This window comes from Pseudonocardia kunmingensis (genome assembly GCF_006716445.1).
GTDB lineage: Bacteria > Actinomycetota > Actinomycetes > Mycobacteriales > Pseudonocardiaceae > Pseudonocardia > Pseudonocardia kunmingensis.
In genome coordinates this window covers 459,667-478,837 of the sequence record NZ_VFPA01000002.1, presented here as the reverse complement: position 1 = coordinate 478,837, position 19,171 = coordinate 459,667, and the positions used below count along the sequence as shown (strand labels likewise).

At 70.9% G+C, this 19,171-nt stretch carries 18 protein-coding genes and 3 pseudogenes; 12 read left to right on the top strand and 9 right to left on the bottom strand.

From position 1 onward, the window contains the following. Nucleotides 1-269 precede the first annotated feature (269 nt). From FB558_RS18145 to FB558_RS44615, 3 genes are all read left to right on the top strand, one after another. Entirely contained in the window at nt 270-815 is a 546-nt protein-coding gene (locus tag FB558_RS18145) for a helix-turn-helix domain-containing protein (protein WP_142055015.1), read from the top strand. Beyond that, nucleotides 725-1,345, top strand: coding sequence for a transposase (locus FB558_RS18140; RefSeq protein WP_211366663.1), 621 nt, complete (start codon nt 725-727; stop codon nt 1,343-1,345). Before FB558_RS18145 ends, FB558_RS18140 begins: the two co-directional genes overlap by 91 nt. A gap of 691 nt (nt 1,346-2,036) precedes the next feature. Continuing rightward, nucleotides 2,037-2,255: a hypothetical protein gene (locus FB558_RS44615; protein WP_246106598.1), complete on the top strand. Its 219-nt coding sequence runs from the start codon at nt 2,037-2,039 to the stop codon at nt 2,253-2,255. Nucleotides 2,256-2,272: 17 nt separating this feature from the next. On the opposite strand, the gene FB558_RS44610 is transcribed toward FB558_RS44615, so the two are convergent. Continuing rightward, nucleotides 2,273-2,410 (bottom strand): hypothetical protein, encoded by a 138-nt coding sequence (locus FB558_RS44610; protein ID WP_246106597.1) that lies wholly within the window; start codon nt 2,408-2,410, stop codon nt 2,273-2,275. A gap of 56 nt (nt 2,411-2,466) precedes the next feature. Next, a pseudogene (locus FB558_RS45705) lies at nt 2,467-3,036 on the bottom strand (alpha/beta hydrolase fold domain-containing protein); the annotation flags it as partial. Nucleotides 3,037-3,231: 195 nt separating this feature from the next. Between FB558_RS45705 and FB558_RS18125 the strand changes: the two are divergent. Then, nucleotides 3,232-4,029, top strand: coding sequence for a transposase family protein (locus tag FB558_RS18125; RefSeq protein WP_142055011.1), 798 nt, complete (start codon nt 3,232-3,234; stop codon nt 4,027-4,029). Nucleotides 4,030-4,153: 124 nt separating this feature from the next. Here FB558_RS18125 and FB558_RS18120 read toward each other — a convergent pair whose 3' ends face one another. The 7 genes from FB558_RS18120 to FB558_RS18090 are packed head-to-tail and all read right to left on the bottom strand — an operon-like array spanning nt 4,154 to nt 10,985. After that, the gene (locus FB558_RS18120) at nt 4,154-4,681 is read right to left on the bottom strand and encodes an acyl-CoA dehydrogenase family protein (RefSeq protein ID WP_211366662.1); all 528 of its coding nucleotides are present in this window, start codon (nt 4,679-4,681) and stop codon (nt 4,154-4,156) included. Next, the gene (locus tag FB558_RS18115; protein ID WP_281288644.1) at nt 4,621-4,941 is read right to left on the bottom strand and encodes a helix-turn-helix domain-containing protein; all 321 of its coding nucleotides are present in this window, start codon (nt 4,939-4,941) and stop codon (nt 4,621-4,623) included. Before FB558_RS18115 ends, FB558_RS18120 begins: the two co-directional genes overlap by 61 nt. A 32-nt stretch (nt 4,942-4,973) precedes the next feature. After that, the gene (locus FB558_RS45530; RefSeq protein WP_142055010.1) at nt 4,974-6,530 is read right to left on the bottom strand and encodes an oligopeptide/dipeptide ABC transporter ATP-binding protein; all 1,557 of its coding nucleotides are present in this window, start codon (nt 6,528-6,530) and stop codon (nt 4,974-4,976) included. Beyond that, nucleotides 6,527-7,513 (bottom strand): ABC transporter ATP-binding protein, encoded by a 987-nt coding sequence (locus tag FB558_RS18105; RefSeq protein WP_142055008.1) that lies wholly within the window; start codon nt 7,511-7,513, stop codon nt 6,527-6,529. Before FB558_RS18105 ends, FB558_RS45530 begins: the two co-directional genes overlap by 4 nt. Then, on the bottom strand, nt 7,510-8,352 hold the full coding sequence (locus FB558_RS18100; RefSeq protein WP_211366661.1) for an ABC transporter permease: 843 nt from the start codon (nt 8,350-8,352) through the stop codon (nt 7,510-7,512). The genes FB558_RS18105 and FB558_RS18100 overlap by 4 nt, the downstream gene beginning before the upstream one ends. Nucleotides 8,353-8,365: 13 nt before the next feature. Next, nucleotides 8,366-9,331 (bottom strand): ABC transporter permease, encoded by a 966-nt coding sequence (locus tag FB558_RS18095; protein WP_170231378.1) that lies wholly within the window; start codon nt 9,329-9,331, stop codon nt 8,366-8,368. Nucleotides 9,332-9,335: 4 nt separating this feature from the next. Then, the gene (locus FB558_RS18090; RefSeq protein ID WP_142055002.1) at nt 9,336-10,985 is read right to left on the bottom strand and encodes an ABC transporter substrate-binding protein; all 1,650 of its coding nucleotides are present in this window, start codon (nt 10,983-10,985) and stop codon (nt 9,336-9,338) included. Nucleotides 10,986-11,180: 195 nt separating this feature from the next. Here FB558_RS18090 and FB558_RS18085 point away from each other — a divergent pair, with 195 nt between their 5' ends. The 8 genes and pseudogenes from FB558_RS18085 to FB558_RS18050 all read left to right on the top strand — a co-directional run bounded on the left by FB558_RS18085 (nt 11,181) and on the right by FB558_RS18050 (nt 19,039). After that, nucleotides 11,181-12,974, top strand: coding sequence for an ABC transporter substrate-binding protein (locus tag FB558_RS18085; RefSeq protein ID WP_170231377.1), 1,794 nt, complete (start codon nt 11,181-11,183; stop codon nt 12,972-12,974). An 11-nt stretch (nt 12,975-12,985) separates the two neighbouring features. Continuing rightward, nucleotides 12,986-13,966: an ABC transporter permease gene (locus tag FB558_RS18080; RefSeq protein WP_142054997.1), complete on the top strand. Its 981-nt coding sequence runs from the start codon at nt 12,986-12,988 to the stop codon at nt 13,964-13,966. Next, nucleotides 13,963-15,819, top strand: coding sequence for a dipeptide/oligopeptide/nickel ABC transporter permease/ATP-binding protein (locus tag FB558_RS18075; protein ID WP_142054995.1), 1,857 nt, complete (start codon nt 13,963-13,965; stop codon nt 15,817-15,819). Before FB558_RS18080 ends, FB558_RS18075 begins: the two co-directional genes overlap by 4 nt. After that, nucleotides 15,816-16,625 (top strand): ATP-binding cassette domain-containing protein, encoded by an 810-nt coding sequence (locus FB558_RS18070; protein WP_142054993.1) that lies wholly within the window; start codon nt 15,816-15,818, stop codon nt 16,623-16,625. The genes FB558_RS18075 and FB558_RS18070 overlap by 4 nt, the downstream gene beginning before the upstream one ends. 25 nt (nt 16,626-16,650) lie before the next feature. Beyond that, nucleotides 16,651-16,893: a hypothetical protein gene (locus tag FB558_RS18065; RefSeq protein WP_142054991.1), complete on the top strand. Its 243-nt coding sequence runs from the start codon at nt 16,651-16,653 to the stop codon at nt 16,891-16,893. A 166-nt stretch (nt 16,894-17,059) separates the two neighbouring features. Then, nucleotides 17,060-17,551 (top strand): annotated as a pseudogene (locus tag FB558_RS44595) (ATP-binding cassette domain-containing protein); the annotation flags it as partial. Further along, nucleotides 17,537-18,058: an oligopeptide/dipeptide ABC transporter ATP-binding protein gene (locus FB558_RS44590; RefSeq protein WP_425468057.1), complete on the top strand. Its 522-nt coding sequence runs from the start codon at nt 17,537-17,539 to the stop codon at nt 18,056-18,058. The pseudogene FB558_RS44595 and the gene FB558_RS44590, both read left to right, overlap by 15 nt. Continuing rightward, nucleotides 18,055-19,039: pseudogene (locus FB558_RS18050) on the top strand (ABC transporter ATP-binding protein). Before FB558_RS44590 ends, FB558_RS18050 begins: the two are co-directional and overlap by 4 nt. Nucleotides 19,040-19,171: the final 132 nt, after the last annotated feature.

Sequence of the window (19,171 nt, the reverse complement as noted above, 5' to 3'; positions counted from 1 at the left end):
GCGTGGTTGCCGCGCGCGAGCTTCTGAGCGGGCGGGTCCGCCCGGTGTAAGGCGAGCGTTGGGCGCACACGCGGCACCTCACCCGCCCCACCCCGGCAGGGCTACCCCCGGCCGCGCCCGACCGCCGAGCTACGGCGTTCGACGGCCCGCCCGGGGAGCAAGCGTGACGAGCAGGCCCGGGTGGTTGGTACTGAGTCTGAAAGGTCAGGGTCTCGCTGGCGGGCGACAGTCATGGTGACGTCGGACTGCGGTGGGTCTATGCCGGTGGCATGAGGTATCCGGACGGCGGTGGGTTGACCGCCACGGGACGGACGAAACGAGAGCGGGTACGCCTTCGGGCCGCCGACCTGTTCACCCAAGGGGTGACGGCGCCGGAGGTGGCGCGGCGGCTGCGGGTGACGCCCAAGTCGGCCTACGCCTGGCGACGGGCCTTCATCACCGGCGGCCGGGCGGCACTGGCGTCGAAGGGGCCGGGCGGCGCCGTCTGCAAACTGAATCACGCGCAGCTGGCGGTGCTCGACGCCGAGGTGAATGCCGGGCCGGGCGCACACGGCTGGGTGGAGGATCAACGGTGGACGCTGCCCCGGGTCGGTGCCCTGATCGCGGCACGGTTGGGCGTGTCCTACACCGATCGGGGTGTGTCCTACCTGCTGCACCGGCTGGGCTACTCGCCGCGGGTGCCGGTGCATCGGGCCGCCCAGCGCGACGACAAGGCGATCGCCGGGTGGACGCGGGCGAGCTGGCCTGCGGTAAAACGACGGCCCGGGACCTGGACGCGTGGATCGTCTTCGCCGACGAGTCCGGCCAGTCACTGAGGCCCCCCAAGGCGCGCACCTGGTCCCGGAGGGGTAAGACGCCCGTGGTGACGGTGTCCGGCATTGGCTCGGGCCGGGTGTCGGTGGCTGGGCTGGTCTGTTGCAAGCCCGGCCTGCGCACCCGGTTGATCTACCGGATGCTCGTCCACCATGGCCGCAAGGGCGAGCGGAAAGGCTTTCGCGAGGCCGACTTCGCCGCCCTGCTCGATGGCGCCCACCAGCAACTGCGCGCACCGATCGTGCTGGTATGGGATAACTCCACCGTGCACACCGACGCGGCGATGCGCGCCCTGCTGGCCACCCGCGCCTGGCTGACCGTCTTCCGGCTGCCCACCTACGCCCCGGACCTGAACCCGGCCGAGGGGGTCTGGTCCCATCTCAAGCGCACGCTGGCCAACCTGGCCGCCCGCGGCACCGACCAGCTTGCCGCCCTGGTCCGGTCCCGGCTCAAACGGATGCGGTACCGGCCCGGCCTTCTTGACGGGTTCATCGCCGAGACCGGACTCGTCTACACGGCGGAACCGCCGTAGTCCTCACCCTGGCCTTTCAGCCTCAGTAGTGCCGCGCAGGTCGATCGTTCGGGAGCTGCCGACGACGAACTCGGGCGTCGCCACAACGTGATGCTCGCCGCCGTCGTCGACCAATGCGAAAGCGGCCGGGAGGCAAGACTTAGACCCGGCGGGGTGATCTCCCCGCTGCTGGCTAACGTCTACCTGCATCGGCTCGACCGGGCATGGGACGTGCGCGGGCACGGGTACTGGTTCCGGGTCTTGGCCTCCTTCGGTTCCAGCCCGAGTTCGGCCAGCAAGTGCCGCAACCGCGCCAACCCGGCTTCGGGGGAACGGTACATCACCAGCAGATCGTCGGCATAACGATGGCCTTCACCCTGATTTCGGGGGCTCGGCACTCCCTGCACCCCGCCGTCACCGGCGAGACCTCTAACGACGCCGCAGGCTTCGCTTCATGCTACGGACCGCTCAGTCGCTCCCCCTAAAATGGGCTTTCGACACTGGGCTTCGACCCCGCCCGTTTCCAGACGAAGCCGCCAGTCTGCTACCGGGCCCCCTGGCGGTTACCCGGACCGGACTTCCACCTGCAAGCGACGACGAGCTGACGACAACAGATCAACCACCTACACGGTCAACCTCCTGCCTGCTGGGCGCACGGAAAGAGCTCAGTATGTGGATTATCGGTCCGCTAAAAGGACGGGACTTGCATCCGATGCAAGAAATCCCGCTCGACGAGATCCGTGCCCGCGGGTACTCCTCCGTGATGGCCGAGGGGATCCCTGGGATGACCTCGGTCGCCGCGCCCGCGCAGCCGACCGACGTGCCGGTGACGGCCGCGCTCCAGGTGCCGCCCGCCGCCCAGATCGGCCTCGCGCTCGCGGTGAACCCGGCCTTGGGGGCATCACCGTGCAGCACATCCGGCAACTGGTGACCGCCACCGTGTGAGGGTCAGCGGGCCTCGGCGGCGAGTACGCGGGCGAGCGCGTGCCCGAGGATCTCCACCGAGCGCCGCGCGCCCTGCGACACCGGGACGAAGCCCGGGAACCCGTGCAGCATCTCCGGGAGCTCGACGTGCTCGGTGGGCACCCGGCCTCGGCCAGCCGTCGGGCCAGGTCCTCCCCCTCGTCGTGGAGCGGGTCGAATCCGGCGGTCACGACGACCGATCTCGGCATCACAGCGACCGCGGCAGCCCCGGCCGGCCGCACCCGAGGGTCCTCCTCGAGGTCGGCCACCAGTGCCTCGCCGGCGTAGAGCTGCGCGAACCACCGCAGGGTTGGAGCGTCCAGGAGATGCCCATGCGCGAACCGTGTTCGCGACGGAGTGCGATCGACAAGGTTGACGAGAGGACAGATCAACAATTGAGCGACCAGCTCAGCCGTCGCGTCCCGCCCGACCCGGGCTGCGACGGCTGCTGCGAGGTTCGCGCCGGCGCTGTCCCCCGCGACCGCGAGACGGCCGTCGCCGCCGAGCGTGCCCCGATGGGCCCAGGCCCACCGGACCGCCGCCGGCGCGTCGTCGAAGGCCGCCGGGAAGGGATGCTCGGGGGCCCGCCGGTAGTCGACCGACAGCACCACGGCGTCGGCGTCCCGGCACAGACTGCGGGCCAGATTGTCGTGCGTGTCGAGGTCGCCGATCACCCACCCGCCACCGTGCAGGTAGACGACCGTCGACCAGGGTCCGGGCGTCCGGGGCCGGTAGCGGCGCCCGGGCACGCCCCCGGCGTCGAGGTCGTCGACCTCGACCTGCGGAACCAGCTCCGCAGGCCAGGTGTCCACGGCCAATGAGCGTTTGCCAACCTGACGGACGGGCAGGTCAGGGCGTGTGCGGCGTGGCGTGAGCTCGAATGGGTGAAGCTCCTGGTAGACGGGCGATTGCTGAGATCAGTCCGTCCGACCAGGAGCTTCAAGGTGCTGTCCTACCCGTCCGGGATGACCGTGTCCACTCGCGCGCTCGGCGTGCTGTCCGACGCGTTGCGGGCTCACCGCAACCAGCGGGCGACGCGGTGGCGCAAGCTGACCGCTGGCCGCCAGGCCTTGCTGGTCGTGGCCTATCTGCGCAAGGGCGAGACCTACGCGGACCTGGCCTGCGGCTTCACGATCGGCACGTCAACGGTCTACCGCTACATCCGCGAAGCACTCGACCTCCTTGCCGCGATGGCGCCGACCTTGGAGCAGGCGATCGAGGTCGCCTGCCGGAAGGCGTTCGTGATCCTCGACGGCACCCTGCTGCGCATCGACCGAGTCGGGATGGCCTCGGGATACGACCGAGCGTTCTACTCAGGCAAGCACAAGGCTCACGGGTTGAACGTGCAGGTCATCGCCGACCCGATCGGCCGGCTGGTGTGGATCTCCCCGCCGCTGCCCGGCGCACGCCACGACATGGGCGCCGCCCGCGAGCACGGCATCGTCGACGCGCTCACCGCTCATGAGATCCCCGCAGCCGCCGACACCGCCTACCAGGGCGCGGGATCGACGGTTGCGGTCCCACAGCGACGTCGCCGCCTCGATCCCGACACCGGCCGCTACCAGCGGCTGTCGACCAACCAGCGCGAGGTCAACACCGCCCATGCCCGCCGCCGCGGGCCGGGCGAGCGGGTCAACGCCGAGCTGAAGAACTGGCGCATCCTGCGCAAGATCCGCTCCAGCCCGAACACCGCCGACAGGCTCATCGCCGCAGTTCAGACCCTCATGCTCGCCAACGCATGATCAGGTTGGCAAAGGCTCAATCGCCGGTACCCGGCGCGCGCCCGGCCCGGCGGGACCTCGTGCATCGGCGGGGCCCCCCGGGCGGCGACCGCGTCGAGGGCCCGCGCCAGGTCCGGGTCGAGGGTCATCGGGTGACCGAGCGGCCGATGACCTCGCGCATGATCTCGCTCGTGCCCGCCCACAGCCGGGTGACCCGGGCGTCCATCCAGTCCTGGGCGACCTTGCTCTCGCGCATGTAGCCGAGGCCGCCGTGCATCTGCACCGCCGCGTCGACGACCGTGCTTTGCACCTCGGAGCTCTTCAGCTTGACCATCGCGGCCTCGACCGCGCTGAGCTCGCCCTCCACGTGGGCCGCGATGCAGGCGTCGAGGAAGGCCTGGACGGTCGCGACCTCGGTGGTGAGGTCGGCCAGCAGGAACCGGGTGCGCTGCAGCGCCGCGATCGTGGACCCGAACGCCTCGCGCGAGCGGACGTAGGCGACGGCCTCGTCGAGCACCAGGCGCGCGTGCGCGACGTTGCAGACCGCGGAGGCGAGCCGCTCCTGCGCCAGGTGCGTCATCATCGCGGGCCAGGCCCGGCCGACCTCGCCGATCACGTCCGACGCCGGCACCCGCACGTTGTCGAGGAACTGCTCCAGCGGGTGAACGGGCACCCGAGCTTGCCCGGGCGGGTGGTGGCCGTCGTGACGATGAACCCGATGTCGGCGTCACTGATCAGGCGGGGACGGCCTCCCGCCCACCGAGGGTCCAGCGCGGCCAACCCCCGCTGGTTGAACGCGTGGATGACATCGCGGACGGTGTCCTCATCGGCTGCCACCAGCCGCGCGATCGCAGGCACAAGCGTTCCCGACGCCGAGGCCATGATGATCGTCGCCCGGCGGACCCGAATCGGGTTCCCGCGCCCCCGGCGCACGATCTGAGTCAGCCGACGGCCTTCCTCGTCGGTCAGCCGACGTGCTCTGACTGGTTCTGACACCCCAAACCCCCACTCGCCGACCGATCGTCGCGCCACGCGGCGATCCCGGCCTCGTCGCGTTCGGCCGCCCGCCGGGCCGGCGCCTGCCAGGACCAGCCGAGGCGGTGCAGCAGGTAGTCCACCCCGCCCAGCGTGTAGACCACCCCGAACTGCTTGGCGATCAGCTCGGCGATCCGCGCCAGCGTCCAGCACTGGTCCTCGGCCCAGCCATACGCGGCCGGACCGTCGGCCAACACCGATTCCAGCCGCGCCACCTGGACGGCATCGAGCTTGCACACCGCACCCCCCGCACCCTTGGAGACCAGCGCGTCCCGACCGCCGGCCTCGAACGCCCGGCGCCACCGGTTCGCCGACATCCGCGAGACCCGAAACTCCCGGGCCACCCGGCCATCACCGGCCCCAGCGGCGAACCGGTCAGCGGCCGCGAACCGCACCTGCTCCCGGCGCGCCCGTTCCTCGGCGGTCAGGCCGCCACCATCGGCATACCTCATAGCTCGGGCATAGCCCACGATCCGGCAGCCGTCACCCCGGACCGACCGGAGGTAATCTCCGCCTTGAAAGATCTTTAGCGACGTTGCGAAGAAGCAGGCCGACGCATGGCCGGCGACCGCATCGGAAGCCAGCGGCGGATCGTGCTCGGCGCACTGCTCGGCGGCCTTCCAGCAACGGGTGCGGAACCGGCATCCGGACGGGAGATCCTCGGGATCGGGTGGGTCGCCGCTGAGGACGATGCGCTGCCGGGACTCCCGGCCCGCGGGGTTGGGTACCGGCACCGCCGAGAGCAGCGACTGCGTGTACGGATGCGTCGCGGCACCGAACACGGCGTCCCGCGGACCGGTCTCCACGATCCGGCCGAGGTACATGACCGCTACCCGGTTCGCGAGCTGGCGCACGACCGCGAGGTCGTGGGCGATGAACAGGTAGGCCAGTCCGAGGTCGCGCTGCAGCTGGTGGAGGAGCGCGACGATCTGTGCCCGCACCGAGACGTCGAGGGCCGAGACCGGCTCGTCGAGAACCAGGACACGGGGTTGTAGCGCTAGCGCCCGGGCGATGCCGACGCGCTGGCGCTGCCCGCCGGAGAACTCGTGCGGGAAGCGGTCGCGCATTGCGGGGTCGAGCCCGACCAGCTCGAACAGCTCCTCGACCCGATCCTCGCCTGCGCTCCCGCGGTACCGCCGGTGCACCCGCAGCGGCTGGCTGACGATCTCGCCCACCCGCATGCGCGGGTTGAGCGAGGCGAACGGATCCTGGAAGACGATCTGCATCTGGGCGCGGAGCGCGCGCAGGTCCCGCCCCCGTGTGTGCGTGACGTCGTGGCCGTCGAAGAACACTTGTCCGGCGGTCGGGTCGAGCAGGCGGACCACGGTGCGGGCCAGCGTCGATTTTCCGCATCCCGACTCACCGACCAGCCCGAGTGTCTCGCCCTCGGCCACGGCGAAGCTCACGTCGTCGACGGCGCGGATGACGCCGCGCGGCGTGTGGAAGTGGGTGCTCAGGCGCTCGACCCGAAGGACATCCGGGGTCACGAACGGCTCGCGGTCAGCGGGAAGTGGCAGGCGACCTTGTGGGTTCCCGGCGCGAGTTCGGGCGCCTCGACGACGCACCGCTCCCGGTCCTCACGACATGGGCAACGCCCCGCGAAGGAGCAACCTACCGGCTGCTCGAGCAGGGTCGGAGGCTGCCCGGGCACGGGGTCGGAAAGGCGCAACGGCCCATCAACGCGGGGAACGCTGGCGAGCAGGGCAGCGGTGTAGGGGTGTCGCGGCCGGGCGAACAGCTCGCCGACCGGTGCCGTCTCGACGACCCGTCCGCCGTACATCACCACCACCCTGGCGGCCAGCTCCGCGATGACGCCGAGATCGTGGCTCACCAGTACGGTCGCTGCGCCGGTCTCGGCGGCAGCGAGCCGCAGCACATCGAGGACCTGGGCCTGGATCGTGACGTCGAGCGCGGTGGTGGGCTCGTCGGCGATCAGCAGCGCCGGCCGGTTGGCGATCGCCGCAGCGATCATGGCGCGCTGACGCATCCCGCCCGACCACTGGTGCGGGTAGTCGCGCAGCCGGGTCGCGGGCCGTGGCACCCCGACCAGGTCCAGCAGGTCCACCACCCGGGCGCGTGCCGCAGCTGCCGCCAGGCCCCGGTCGTGCACCCGCAGGGCCTCCGCGATCTGGTCACCTACGCGCATCGACGGGTGCAGCGAGGTCAGCGGATCCTGGAACACGAACCCGATGTCACGGCCGCGTACGCGGCGCAGCTCGCGGCGAGGCAGTCGCAGGAGATCCCGCCCCTGGAACAGTGCCTGTCCACCGACGAGCCTGGCCGGTGGCTCGGCCAGGAGCCGCAGCGCTGCCAGCAGCGTGACCGTCTTGCCGCAGCCGGACTCGCCCACGAGACCGAGCACCTCGCCGGGGTTGACGTCGAAGCTCACCCCGTTCACCGCGTGGACCGTGCCGGCCGGGGTGTCGAACTCGACCGTGAGGTCGCGGATGGACAAGAGGGCCTTGCTCATCGGCGCCCGCCCAACACGTCGGTGAGGGCGTCGGAAAGCAGGTTCAGCCCGAGGACCGCGGCAACGATGGCCAGCCCGGGAAAGAACGACAGCCACCAGGCCACCCGCAGGAACTGCTGCGCCTCACTCGCCAGGTATCCCCAGCTGATCGCGTTGGGATCACCGAGCCCGAGGAACCCGAGGCTGGCTTCGATCAGCATGACCTGCGCGAGCAGCAGCCCGAGGTAGACCAGGGCTGCAGGTAGCGCGTTGGGCAGAATCTCGCGGACCACGATCCGCATCGCCGATGCGCCGGTGGCCCGCGCGGCCTCGACGAACTCGCGCTCGCGCAGCGCGAGCACCTCGGCCCGGACCACGCGGGCGAGCAGCTCCCACGAGCTGAGGCCGAGCACGAGGATCAGCCGGTCCAGGCCGGGGCCGAACAGTGCGATCACGACGATCGCGAGGAAGAATACCGGCAGGACCTGGACGAACTCGGTCATCCGCATGAGCACATCGTCGAGCCGCCCGCCGCGATACCCGGCCAGCACGCCGACGGTCCCGCCGATGAGCAGCACCAGCACGCCGACCGCGCCCGCGACCAGCATCGACGTCCGCGCACCGTGCACGACTCCGCTGAAGGTGTCGCGGCCCAGCGCGTCGGTGCCCATCGGATGCGCGGCCGACGGAGCCGCCAACGACGGCCCGGCGATCGCAAAGGGGTCGGTCGGAGCGAGCACGGGTGCGAACACCGCCGTGAGGACGACGGCCGCGACCAACACAGCCCCGATCGCGCCCCCGGGGCTGGTCAGGACGCGAGCCAGCAACGGCCGTCGGGAGGCGGCGACGGCCTTGGCCACCCCGACGGGCAGCTCAGCGGTAGCGGATACGGGGGTCGAGGAAGGCATAGAGGAAGTCCGTGACGAGGTTGGCGAGGACGACGGTGAGCGCGACGATCACGAAGACGCCCAGGACGATCGGCGCGTCCCGGTTCTGCATGCTGGACAGCAGCAGCTGACCGATGCCCGGCCAGCCGAAGACCACCTCGACCACGATCGCCCCGGACACCAGGTGGCCGACCCGCCCGCCGATCACGGTGACGACCGGGAGCAGCGCCCGGCGCAGGCCGTGTTTGAGCAGCACCGCATGCTCTGGCACACCCTTGGCCCGAGCGGTCCGGATGTGGTCGCGCCCGAGCTCCTCCACTAGTCCGGCACGGGTCAGCCGCGAGATCGCTGCGAGTTCCGCGGCGGCGAGGACCAGCGCCGGCAACGCGAGATGGTGGGCGATGTCTAGGACGAGCGCCCAGCCGGTGGCCGGGTCACGCGCCGTGGTCATGCCCTGGATCGGGAAGACGCCGAGCCCCAGCGCAAGGGTCAGCACAGCCAGCTGCCCGACCCAGAACACCGGGGCCGCGTACAGCCCAAGCGACATCGTGCTCACGCCGACATCACGCACGCCCCACGGCCGAGAGGCCGCCAGCAGCCCGAACGCGATCCCGCCGACCGTGGATAGCATCAGTGCCGCACCGGTGAGCAGGACCGTGGCGGGCAACCGCTCGAGGATGGCGTCCATGGCGGGCCGGCCCTGGACATAGGAGTCACCGAAGTCGGCCTGGAGCACGTTGCCGGTATAGACCGCGAGCTGGGTCGGCAGGGGCTCGTCCAACCCGAACTTCTCGCGCATGAACGCGTAGTACGCGGCGTCTCCGTTCTGCCCGGCCAACGCCAGCACGGGATCGCCGGGGGCCGCGTGGATGAGCAGGAAGCCCACGAGCAGGATGCCGACGCAGGTCGGGACGACCTGCGTGAGCCTCCAGGTGATGTAGCGCGCGTTCACCCGATCACTGCGGCGGGGCGCAGAACGCAGTCTTGGCGAAGTGCCCGGAGGGACCGAAGCCCTCGCAGCCGCTGCGGAAGACCCGGGTGGCGGTGGTCTCCACGACCCATGTGTACGGAGCGTCGTCCACGGCGAGCTGCTGGATCTGGCGGTACACCTCGGAGCGCTGGGCCGGGTCGACCGTCGTCGCAGCCTCACCGAACAGCGCATCCATCTGGGGATTGCGGTACGCCGAGGCGTTCGAGAACGGTGTCTTGCTGATGTTGCTGCTCAGGAACATCCGCTTGACCCCGATCTCGGGATCCGTCCCGTTGCAGTAGCTGATGATGTTGGTGTCGAAGTTGCGCTGCGCGAAGACGGTGTCGGCGAACACCGGCGGGTCCAACGGCTGCAGGGTGACGTCGATACCCACCGCGGCGAGCTGGGCGCGGTACAGCTCGGCGTACTGGTTGAACGACGGGAACGCAACGAAGTTGATCGCCAGCGGCGTTCCGTCGGGAACGCCCTGGACCCCGCTCGACGAGCGGACCCCTCCATCGCCGGAGCGCTTCCACCCGGCCTCGTCGAGCAGTCGCTCGGCCTGGGCCGGGTCGTAGCTCACGACGTTGTCCAGGTCGTCGGCATATGCGAACGGGATTCCGCTGGAGATCGGCGCGTCGGCCGCGCGGCCCTCACCGAAGAGCACCCGGTCGACGAACTGCTGCCGGTCCAGCGCAAACGAGATCGCCTGGCGCACCCGCAGGTCCTGGAGCACCGGGCGGTCCAGGTTGAAGCTCACGGTCATGATGCAGTTCGAACCACCCGGATTGATCGGGGTCTGCAGCGTGCCGAACGCGGGATCGGCCTCGAGGACGGCCCGCTCGGGCCCGGGAACCCCGAACAGCCAGTCGACCTCGCCGCCGCGCAGAGCGTTGACCTGGCTGGCCCGGTCCGGTATGACCCGCATGACGACCTCGTCGAGGTAGGGCAGGCCGGCCTCGAAGTAGCTACCGTTACGGGCCATTCGGATCTCCGAGCCCGGGGCGTAGGAGACGAACGTGTAGGGCCCAGTACCGATGGGCGCCATGTTCGCGGGATTCTTCGCCGGGTCGGTGCCCTGGTAGAGGTGTTGCGGCACGATCGGGGCCTCGGTGACGTCGAGCTGCTGCAGCAGCGGGGCGTAGGGCTGCTTGAATCGGAACTCGACGGTCGACGGATCCGATGCCGCGATCGACTGGATCGCGCTGCCGACGGACGCTTGCGTGCGCGAGTGCAGCTTGAGCAACACCTCCTCGAAGCTGTACTTGACGTCACCGGAGGTGAACGGCTGCCCGTCGTGCCATGTCACGCCCTCGCGCAGGTGGAACCGGTAGAGCGCACCGTCCTCCAGCACCTCCCAGCTCTCTGCGAGCTCCGGCACCGGCTGCAGATCGGGCCCGAGCCCGACGAGCCCGTTGAACATCAGCTCCGATGCGGTGTGCACGCCACCGCTCGTGGTCGCGGCCGGGTTCAAGCTGCCCGGATCACTGTCGATCGCGACGACGAGGGTTCCCCCGCATACCGGGGTGGGCGCCGCGGGCGCCGTGTCGGTGGCCGGGCTGCTGCATGCGGCGAGTCCCAGGCCCACCACAAACGCGATGACGGCCAGAGAATGGTGACGCACAGTAGCCTCCACAGCCGGACTGGCGTGTGATGCAGGTCAAAGCGCGCCGAACCGTAGCTGCTACTGGCTTTGACGAGGTAGATGCCAAAAACATCTATTGGCTACGCCTAATGCCGGAGCCGGTAGATGCGTTTATCCTATATTGACCAGGCCTAGATGGCCAACGCAGTCTCTGCCGAACGGACGGTGATCAGCAGGAGGCTCCCTGTGTCCAGAAGAGCGGTCCTTCCTCTGCTGTGCGCCGTTCTCGGCGTGGTGCTGGTGGCACCGCCCGCGGCCGGCCAGGAGGACCCACCGACGACCCTGCGCATCGCGTTGAACGGCTACGAGAACAACCTCACGCCCTTCACCGCGACGTTCGGAGCGGCGCCGAACACGCACGACCTGCTCATGCTCGTCTACGACTCCCTGTTCTGGTCCCAGGTCAGCTCCGACCCGGAGCCCTGGCTGGCCGAACGGGCCGAGCCGAACGCCGATTCGACCCAGTGGACGGTGACGCTGCGCGAGGGCGTCACCTGGCACGACGGTCGGCCGTTCACGTCGGAGGACGTGCGGTTCAGCTTCGAGTACTACGACCAGCAGCGCGCCGCGTCCGGCCGCTATGCTCACCATGTCTTCGACGTGCCTCCGCTCGTCGGCGCCACCGTCCTCGACGCGCGGACCGTGCGGCTGGAGTACGGGCAGCCTGCGCCGGCCTTCAAGACGCTCCCCGGCGCGGACCTCCCGATCCTTCCGAAGCACATCTGGGAGGGCATCACCGATCCGCGTACCGCCGCCCAGGCCCTCCCTGTCGGAACCGGGCCGTACCGATTGGTGCAAATCGTTCCCGACCAGCTCTACCGGTTCGAGGCGAACGAGGCCTACTTCAAGGGCCGGCCCACCGTCGACGTGCTCGAGATGCCCATCGTGCGCGACCCGGCGGCGGCCTTCGCCGCGCTGCAGACCGGCGAGGTCGCCCACGTGACCCGCAACGTGCCCCCGGAGCTCTTCGACCAGTTCTCCGCCGAACCGGGCATGCGGATCCTCGAAGGCACGAAGTTCGAGTCCAACCAGCTCTACTTCAACGCGTTGAAGCCGCCGCTGGACGACGCGCGGCTGCGGCACGCCATGAGCCTGACCATCGATAGCCAGGCCATCGTCGACACGATCCTGCTCGGACACGGTCGGCCGGGGCTGCCCACGTTCCTGCACCCGCAGACTGCGTGGGCGCTGGAAGGCGCCACGGTCGAGCACGATCCCGCCGCCGCGCAGGCGCTCCTGGACGGGGCCGGGTACGTACGCGGACCGGACGGCATCCGGGTCGCCCCGAACGGGGCGCCGCTGCAGTTCTCCGTGCTAGTCAACTCCTTCGAACCACAGGACATCCGGGCCGCGCAGCTCATCGGCCAGCAGCTCGAGCCCCTGGGGGTCCGGCTGAAGGCCGAGGCGCTCGATCCCGCCACTCTGCGTGCCAGCCGGGCGGCACCCCCGGGTGCAGTACCTGGCTATGACGCGTACATCTCGGTGATCGAGTCACACGCCCACGTCGACCCGGATGCGCTGTACTACTTCTTCCACTCCCCCGGCCCGAAGGGCTTCGGCGCGTCGGTCACCGGATGGACCAACAGCGCGTTCGACGTGCTGGCCGAGCAGGCCACGACGGCCGGCGCCGAGGAGCGCACCCGGCTGCTCGGCGAGGCCCAGGGCATGCTCGCCGCGGAGAACCCGCTGATGGTGCTGTGGTACCGGGACGGCGAGTACGCCTACCGCCCGGCCGACTACGACGGGTGGCTGTCGGATCCCGGCCACGGGATCTTCACGAAGCGGTCGTTCCTGCCGGAATACGTCGAGGCCGCACGGGCCGAGCGCGGAGGCGCTGCCCCGGCTGCCGCCGCGGCCGGTGGCGCCGGGAGCGGGGCGACGACCTGGCTCGTCGTGGCCGCGGCGGTCGTGCTGGTGGGCGGCGGAGCGCTGCTCGTGGTTCGCCGACGCCGGGCCGCCGACACCGGCGACGACGAGTAGGCGGGGCGAGGGTGGCACGCCATGCGTTCCGAGCCGGGCTGCAGTACGCCGCCGTGCTGTTCGTCGCTGTCTGCCTGAACTTCGCCCTGCCTCGGCTCGCCCCCGGCAGCGCCGTCGACTACCTGTTCCCGCCGGAGCAGACCGGCGCGCTGACCCCGGAGGAACGCGCCCAGGTGCTGGACCAGTTCGGCCTGGACGAGCCGATCCCGGTGCAGTTCGGGGACTACCTCGCCGGTCTGGCCCGGGGTGACTTGATGTACTCGGTGCGGTACGGCACCCCGGTGCTGGATCTGCTGCTGGAGCGCCTCGGGTGGACGCTGCTGCTCGTCGGCTGCGCGGTCGTGATCGCCACGGCGATCGGCATCCTGCTCGGGTTCCGGTCGGCGTGGCGGCGCGGCACGGCCGGCGACGCGGGCGTCCTCGCAGGTGCGATGTTCGTCGACTCGATGCCGCCGTTCTTCGTCGGCATGCTGATGATCCTGCTGTTCTCGGTGCAGCTGGGGTGGTTCCCGACGTTCGGGGCGCAACCGATCAGCGACGTCGAGGGGCTCGCGTTCCTGGCCGAGGTCGGCGAACGCCTCACCCTGCCGCTCGCGACGCTGGTGCTGGCGTCGATCGGGCCGGTCTACCTCGTCGCCCGCTCCGCACTGGTCACCGAGCTGCAGGAGGACTACGTGCTGATGGCCGCGGCCAAGGGGCTCGATGCGCGCCGGATCCGTCACCACGCCCAGCGCAACGCGCTGCTGCCGGTCTCCACGATCACCCTGATCAGCCTGGGGACGCTGGTCGGTGGGGCGGCGGTGGTGGAGACGGTGTTCTCCTACCCCGGTCTCGGACGGCTCATCTACGAGAGCGTGCTGGCCCGCGACTACCCCGTCCTGCAGGGCGCTTTCCTGCTGCTGGCGACCGGGGTCATCCTCGCCAACTTCGTCAACGACCTGCTCTACCCGCTGCTCGATCCGCGGGTCCGCCGCTCCACGGTCCCGGCATGAAGCGGCGACGCTCGCCAGGGCGGGTCCTCGGGCTGACCGGCGGGGTCCTGCTCGCCGTGCTGCTGCTGGCCGCCGTCCTCGCGCCGGTGCTGTCCTGGCATCCGCCGGATGCACCTTCCGGGCCGCCCTTCCAGCCTCCCACCGCCGACCATCCCCTGGGCACCAACGACGCCGGCGAGGACCTCTGGGCGCAGCTGCTGGACGGGGCGCGCGTATCGCTGCTGATCGCGGTGATCGCCGCTCTCGTCGCCACCGCGCTCGGCTCGACCGTGGCGCTGGTCGCCGGGCACTACCGGGGCCGCGTCGAGGCAGTGCTGATGCGGACAGTGGACCTGATGCTGGGCCTGCCGTTCCTGGTGCTCGTCATCGTGCTGGCCACGTTCTTCGGCCGCGGCCTGGTCGCCACGATCCTCGTCATCAGCGTGGTCATCTGGGCCCGACCGGCCCGGGTGCTGCGCTCCCAGGTGCTCAAGGCCCAGGAGGCCGGGCACGTCCTGGCTGCCCGCTCGATGGGCGCCTCCCCCGCGCGCGTGATCGGTCGACACGTGCTGCCCCGCATCGCCCCGCTCGCCGCCGCGCAGTTCGTCCGCGCCGCCAACATCGCCGTGCTCCTGGAGGCCTCGCTCGCGTTCCTCGGGCTCGGCGACCCGGTGCGGGTCAGCTGGGGCACGATCCTGCACTTCGCGAACGCCCGCAATGCGTTCCTCACCGATGCGTGGGCCTGGTGGGTGCTCCCACCAGGGCTGGCGCTCACGACGGCGGTTGTCGGCTTCGCGTTCCTCGGCTACGCCGTCGAGGAGTGGGCGGACCCCCGGCTCACCCGGCCGGCCCGCCGACCACCGCGGCGCCCGGGGGCCGCCCCGGAGATCACCGACCCGGACGGGCCGGCACTGCGGGTCCGCGATCTGGTGGTCCAGTACGAGACCGCATCCGGCCCGGCTCGGGCGGTCGACGGCGTGGACTTCGACGTACCGCCGGGCCGGGTGGTCGGTCTCGTCGGGGAGTCGGGTAGCGGGAAGAGCACGTTGGCGATGGCGCTGCTGGGGCTGACCCGCCCGCCGGCCCGGGTGACCGACGGCCAGGTCTGGCTCGGTGGGCGCGACCTGGGCCGGGCGCTGCGGTCCCGGATCGCGCCGCTGCGCGGACGCGGCGTGGCCCTGATCCCGCAGATCGCGATGAACGCGCTGAACCCGGCCTACTCCGCGCATCGCCAGGTCGCCGAGGCGGCAGCGCTGACCCGGCCCGGCGCCGCGGCGGCCGCGAGGGCGAGCGAGCTGCTGGAGCTGGTCGGCATCCCGGTGCGGCGCCACCACGCGTTCCCGCACGAGCTGTCCGGCGGGATGCGGCAGCGGATCGTCATCGCCATGGCGGTCGCCAACGAGCCGTCGCTGCTGATCGCCGACGAGCCGGTAACCGGTCTGGACGTCATCACCCAGGCCCGGATCGTCGACCTGTTGCTCGACCTGCGCACCCGGATGGGCATGTCCATCCTCCTGATCAGCCACGACCTTCCGCTCGCCGCGACCGCGTCCGACGACCTGCTCGTCATGTACGCAGGCCGCATCGTCGAGGACGGCCCGTCGGCGCGAGTCACCGCCGAGCCCGGGCACCCGTACACCCGCGAGCTGCTGCGCGGTTTCCCGAGCCTGCGCGGGCCGCGCGAGCCACTGGTCGCGATCAACGGTGATCCGCCGGATCCCCTCGCTCCTCCGGCCGGCTGCCGGTTCCACCCGCGCTGCCCGAGCCGGTTCGGTGCTTGCGACGACGTGGATCCGCGGCTCGTGGAGCTCGGCGGGGAGCAGAGTGCCGCCTGCCTGCTGCACCAGGACAGTCCCTCGGCGGTCGCGGGATGAGCGAGCGTGCGAGCAACTCATCGACGCCGGGCGTCCCGCTCCTCGAGCTGCGCGTCGTGACGCGGCGCTACACCCGCCGCCGCGACGGCGTCACCGCCGTCGACGGGGTGTCGCTGACGCTCGCGGCGGGCGAGATTCTCGCCCTGGTCGGGGCCAGCGGGGCGGGCAAGAGCACCCTGAGCAGGCTGGTGCTCGGGCTGGAACGGCCGGACCGCGGCGCGGTGCTGCTCGACGGTGTGGACATCGCCCGCCTCCGGGGCCGCGCCCTGCGCGCCGAGCGGCGACGGATGCACCTGGTGCTCCAGGACCCCTACGACGCGCTGCATCCTGGCATGCGTATCGCCGAGGTGGTGGGTGAGCCGCTGGCGATCGCCGGTGTCGCGTCGGCGGAGCGCGGGCCCAGGGTCGCCTCGGCGCTCGAGGAGGTCGGGCTCGGTCCGGCGGAGCGGTTCCTGGGCCGGCACCCGCACCAGCTCTCCGGGGGCCAGCGTCAGCGCGTCGCGATCGCACGCGCCATCGTCGGCCAACCCCGACTGATCGTGGCGGACGAGCCGACCTCGATGGTCGACGCGTCGCTGCGCGCGACCATCCTCGAGCTGCTGCTCGCCACCCGCGAGCGGCTGGGAACCGGCTTCGTGTTCATCACCCATGACCTGGCGCTGGCCCGCTACGTCGCGGACCGGATCGCGGTCATGCAGGCCGGACGCATCGTCGAGGTCGGTCCGGCCGAGGAGCTCGTGGCCGATCCCCAGCGCCCGTACACCCGCGAGTTGCTCGACGCCAGCGAACGGGTCCGCATCAACTGAAACAACCTATCCCTTGGAGGTTCCCGTGCCCCGCAAGCACCTCGTGTTCTTCACCGCCGCCGATCCGCGCACCGACCCCGGCCCGACGTGGTCGGCGTACCACTTCGCCGAGGTCGCGGCCCGGGCGGGCCTCGACGCCGAGGTCCGACTCGCCGGCGACGCCGTCCGGGTCGCTCAGCCGGACGGCATCGCCGACGACGACCGGGGCAAGGAGCTGCGCGCGAAGGTGGAGGCCGCCGCCGGCGGGCCGTTCCTCGTCTCCCTTTGACCGGGCTGCGTGGACACCCGTGCGGTGTCCGAGGAGCAGATGGCGGCGATCGGCGGCGTGACGCGCCCGCTGGGAGAGATCCTCACGGAGGTGGCCGAGGACCGGTCCTCACTCATCCATTTCGGTTGAGCACCGTGGACGAGGCGGCCGCCCACGAGCCGCGGCGATGACGCTCCCGGTCCTGGAGGTCACGGATCTGTCGGTCGATCTCAGGTCGACCGCGGGGCCGGTGCACGCCGTGCGGGGGCTCGACCTCACGGTTGCACGAGGCGAGGTACTCGGCGTCGTCGGGGAGTCGGGCTCGGGGAAGACGGTCACCATGCTGGCGCTGCTCGGGCTGCTGGCCGACGGGGCCGACGTCCGGGGTTCGGTCCGCCTCAACGGACAGGAGCTGCTCGGGCCGCCGCGCTCACAGCTGCGCCTGCTCCGTGGGGCCAAGGTCGGGATGATCTTCCAGGACCGTCGTCGGCTCTCAATCCGGTGATCCCGATCGGGCACCAGATCGTCGAGGGGATACGGGGCCCACCGGCCGGACGTCAGCCGCACGCAGGCGAGGGCGAAGGCGGTCGAGCTGCTGGGCCTGATGGGGATCCCCGATCCCCGCCGACGGATGCGGGACCATCCCCACCAGCTCTCGGGTGGGATGTGCCAGCAAGTGATGATCGCCATGGCGCTGGCCAACGACCCCGACCTCCTGATCGCCGACGAGCCCACGACCTCTCTCGACGTGATTGTCCAGGCCCAGATCCTGGATCTCCTGCGGAGCATCAGGAAAGAACGCGAGCTGACGATCGTCCTGATCAGCCACGACCTCGGAGTGGTCACCGGGCTGGCGGACCGGGTGTGCGTCCTGTACGCCGGAAGGATCGTCGAGCAGGGCGATGTGGACGACATCTACCACCGGTCGCGGCACCCCTACACCCGAGGACTGCTGGCCGCGGTCCCGCGCCCGACCGGTGCCAAGCACCGGCGGCTGACGAGCTTCGAGGGGGCGGCGCCGTCGCTGCTCCGGGTTCCGACAGGCTGCGCCTTCCAGCCCCGGTGTCCCCGACGGGCAGCCGACTGCCTCGAGGCCGATCCGCGATTGCGGCCCGTCGGGTCCGTGCAGGTCGCCTGCCACCATGCCGAGGACCTCGACGTGAGCTGCGCATCGGATCGATCATGACTGCGCTGCTGACGGTGCGCGACCTGGTGAAGGAGTACCCGGGGCGACGAGGTCGGCGCGTCCAAGCGGTGTCCGGTGTCTCCTTCACACTGGACGCAGGACAGACGCTGGGTCTGGTCGGCGAGTCGGGGTGCGGGAAGTCCACGACCGCCAGGTGCCTGCTGCGACTCGTCGAGCCCACCAGCGGCGAGGTGCTGTTGCGCGGCGAGAACGTGCTCGCCCTGCGACCGCGGTCGATGCGCCGCCTTCGGTGCGACCTCCAGATCGTCTTCCAGGATCCCTACGGCTCGTTGGATCCCGGATGACGGTGCACGCGACCATCTGCGAGACGCTCCGGTTGCGCGGAACCTCCGGTCAGGACGCGGACCGGAGGGTCGGCGAGCTGCTCGAACGTGTGGGGCTGAGGCATGAGCACGCCCGCCGCTACCCCCACGAGTTCTCGAGCGGACAGCGGCAGCGCATCGGTCTCGCCCGGGCCCTGGCGCCGGACCCGGCGGTCGTGATCCTCGACGAGCCGGTCTCGGCACTGGATGTCAGCATCCAGGCTGGCGTGCTGAACCTGCTCGACGATCTCCGAGCCGAGCTGGGCGTGGCCTACCTGTTCATCTCCCACGATCTCGCCGTCGTGAGCCACGTCTGCGACCGGGTGGCCGTGATGTACCTCGGCAAGATCGTGGAGATCGGCACCGTCGAGGACATCTACCAGCATCCGGCCCATCCGCGCACACACATGCGCTCCTCTCGGCCGCGCCGGTGCCCGATCCGGACGTGGAGCGCAGGCGGCGCCGCATCGTGCTGACGGGCGAGCCGGCGAACGCGCTGGCTCCCCCGTCGGGTTGCCGCTTCCGCACCCGGTGCCCGCGGGGGCAGCCGCTCTGCGCGCAGGAGGAACCCGCACTGGTCGACCGCGGCCAGGGGCATCCGGTGGCATGCCATTTCGCTGCCGATTTCGCGGCGATCGATGTTCACACAATCCTCTGACAGAAGGAGCCAGCGTTGCGCGAGTTCCGCAGTTTCGTCGTGATCGTCCTTGCACTCATACTGGCCGCAGCCTGTGCCAGCCAGGGCACGGGTGACCCGCCAGCGGTGGGACCGATCGACACGGCGGGGCAG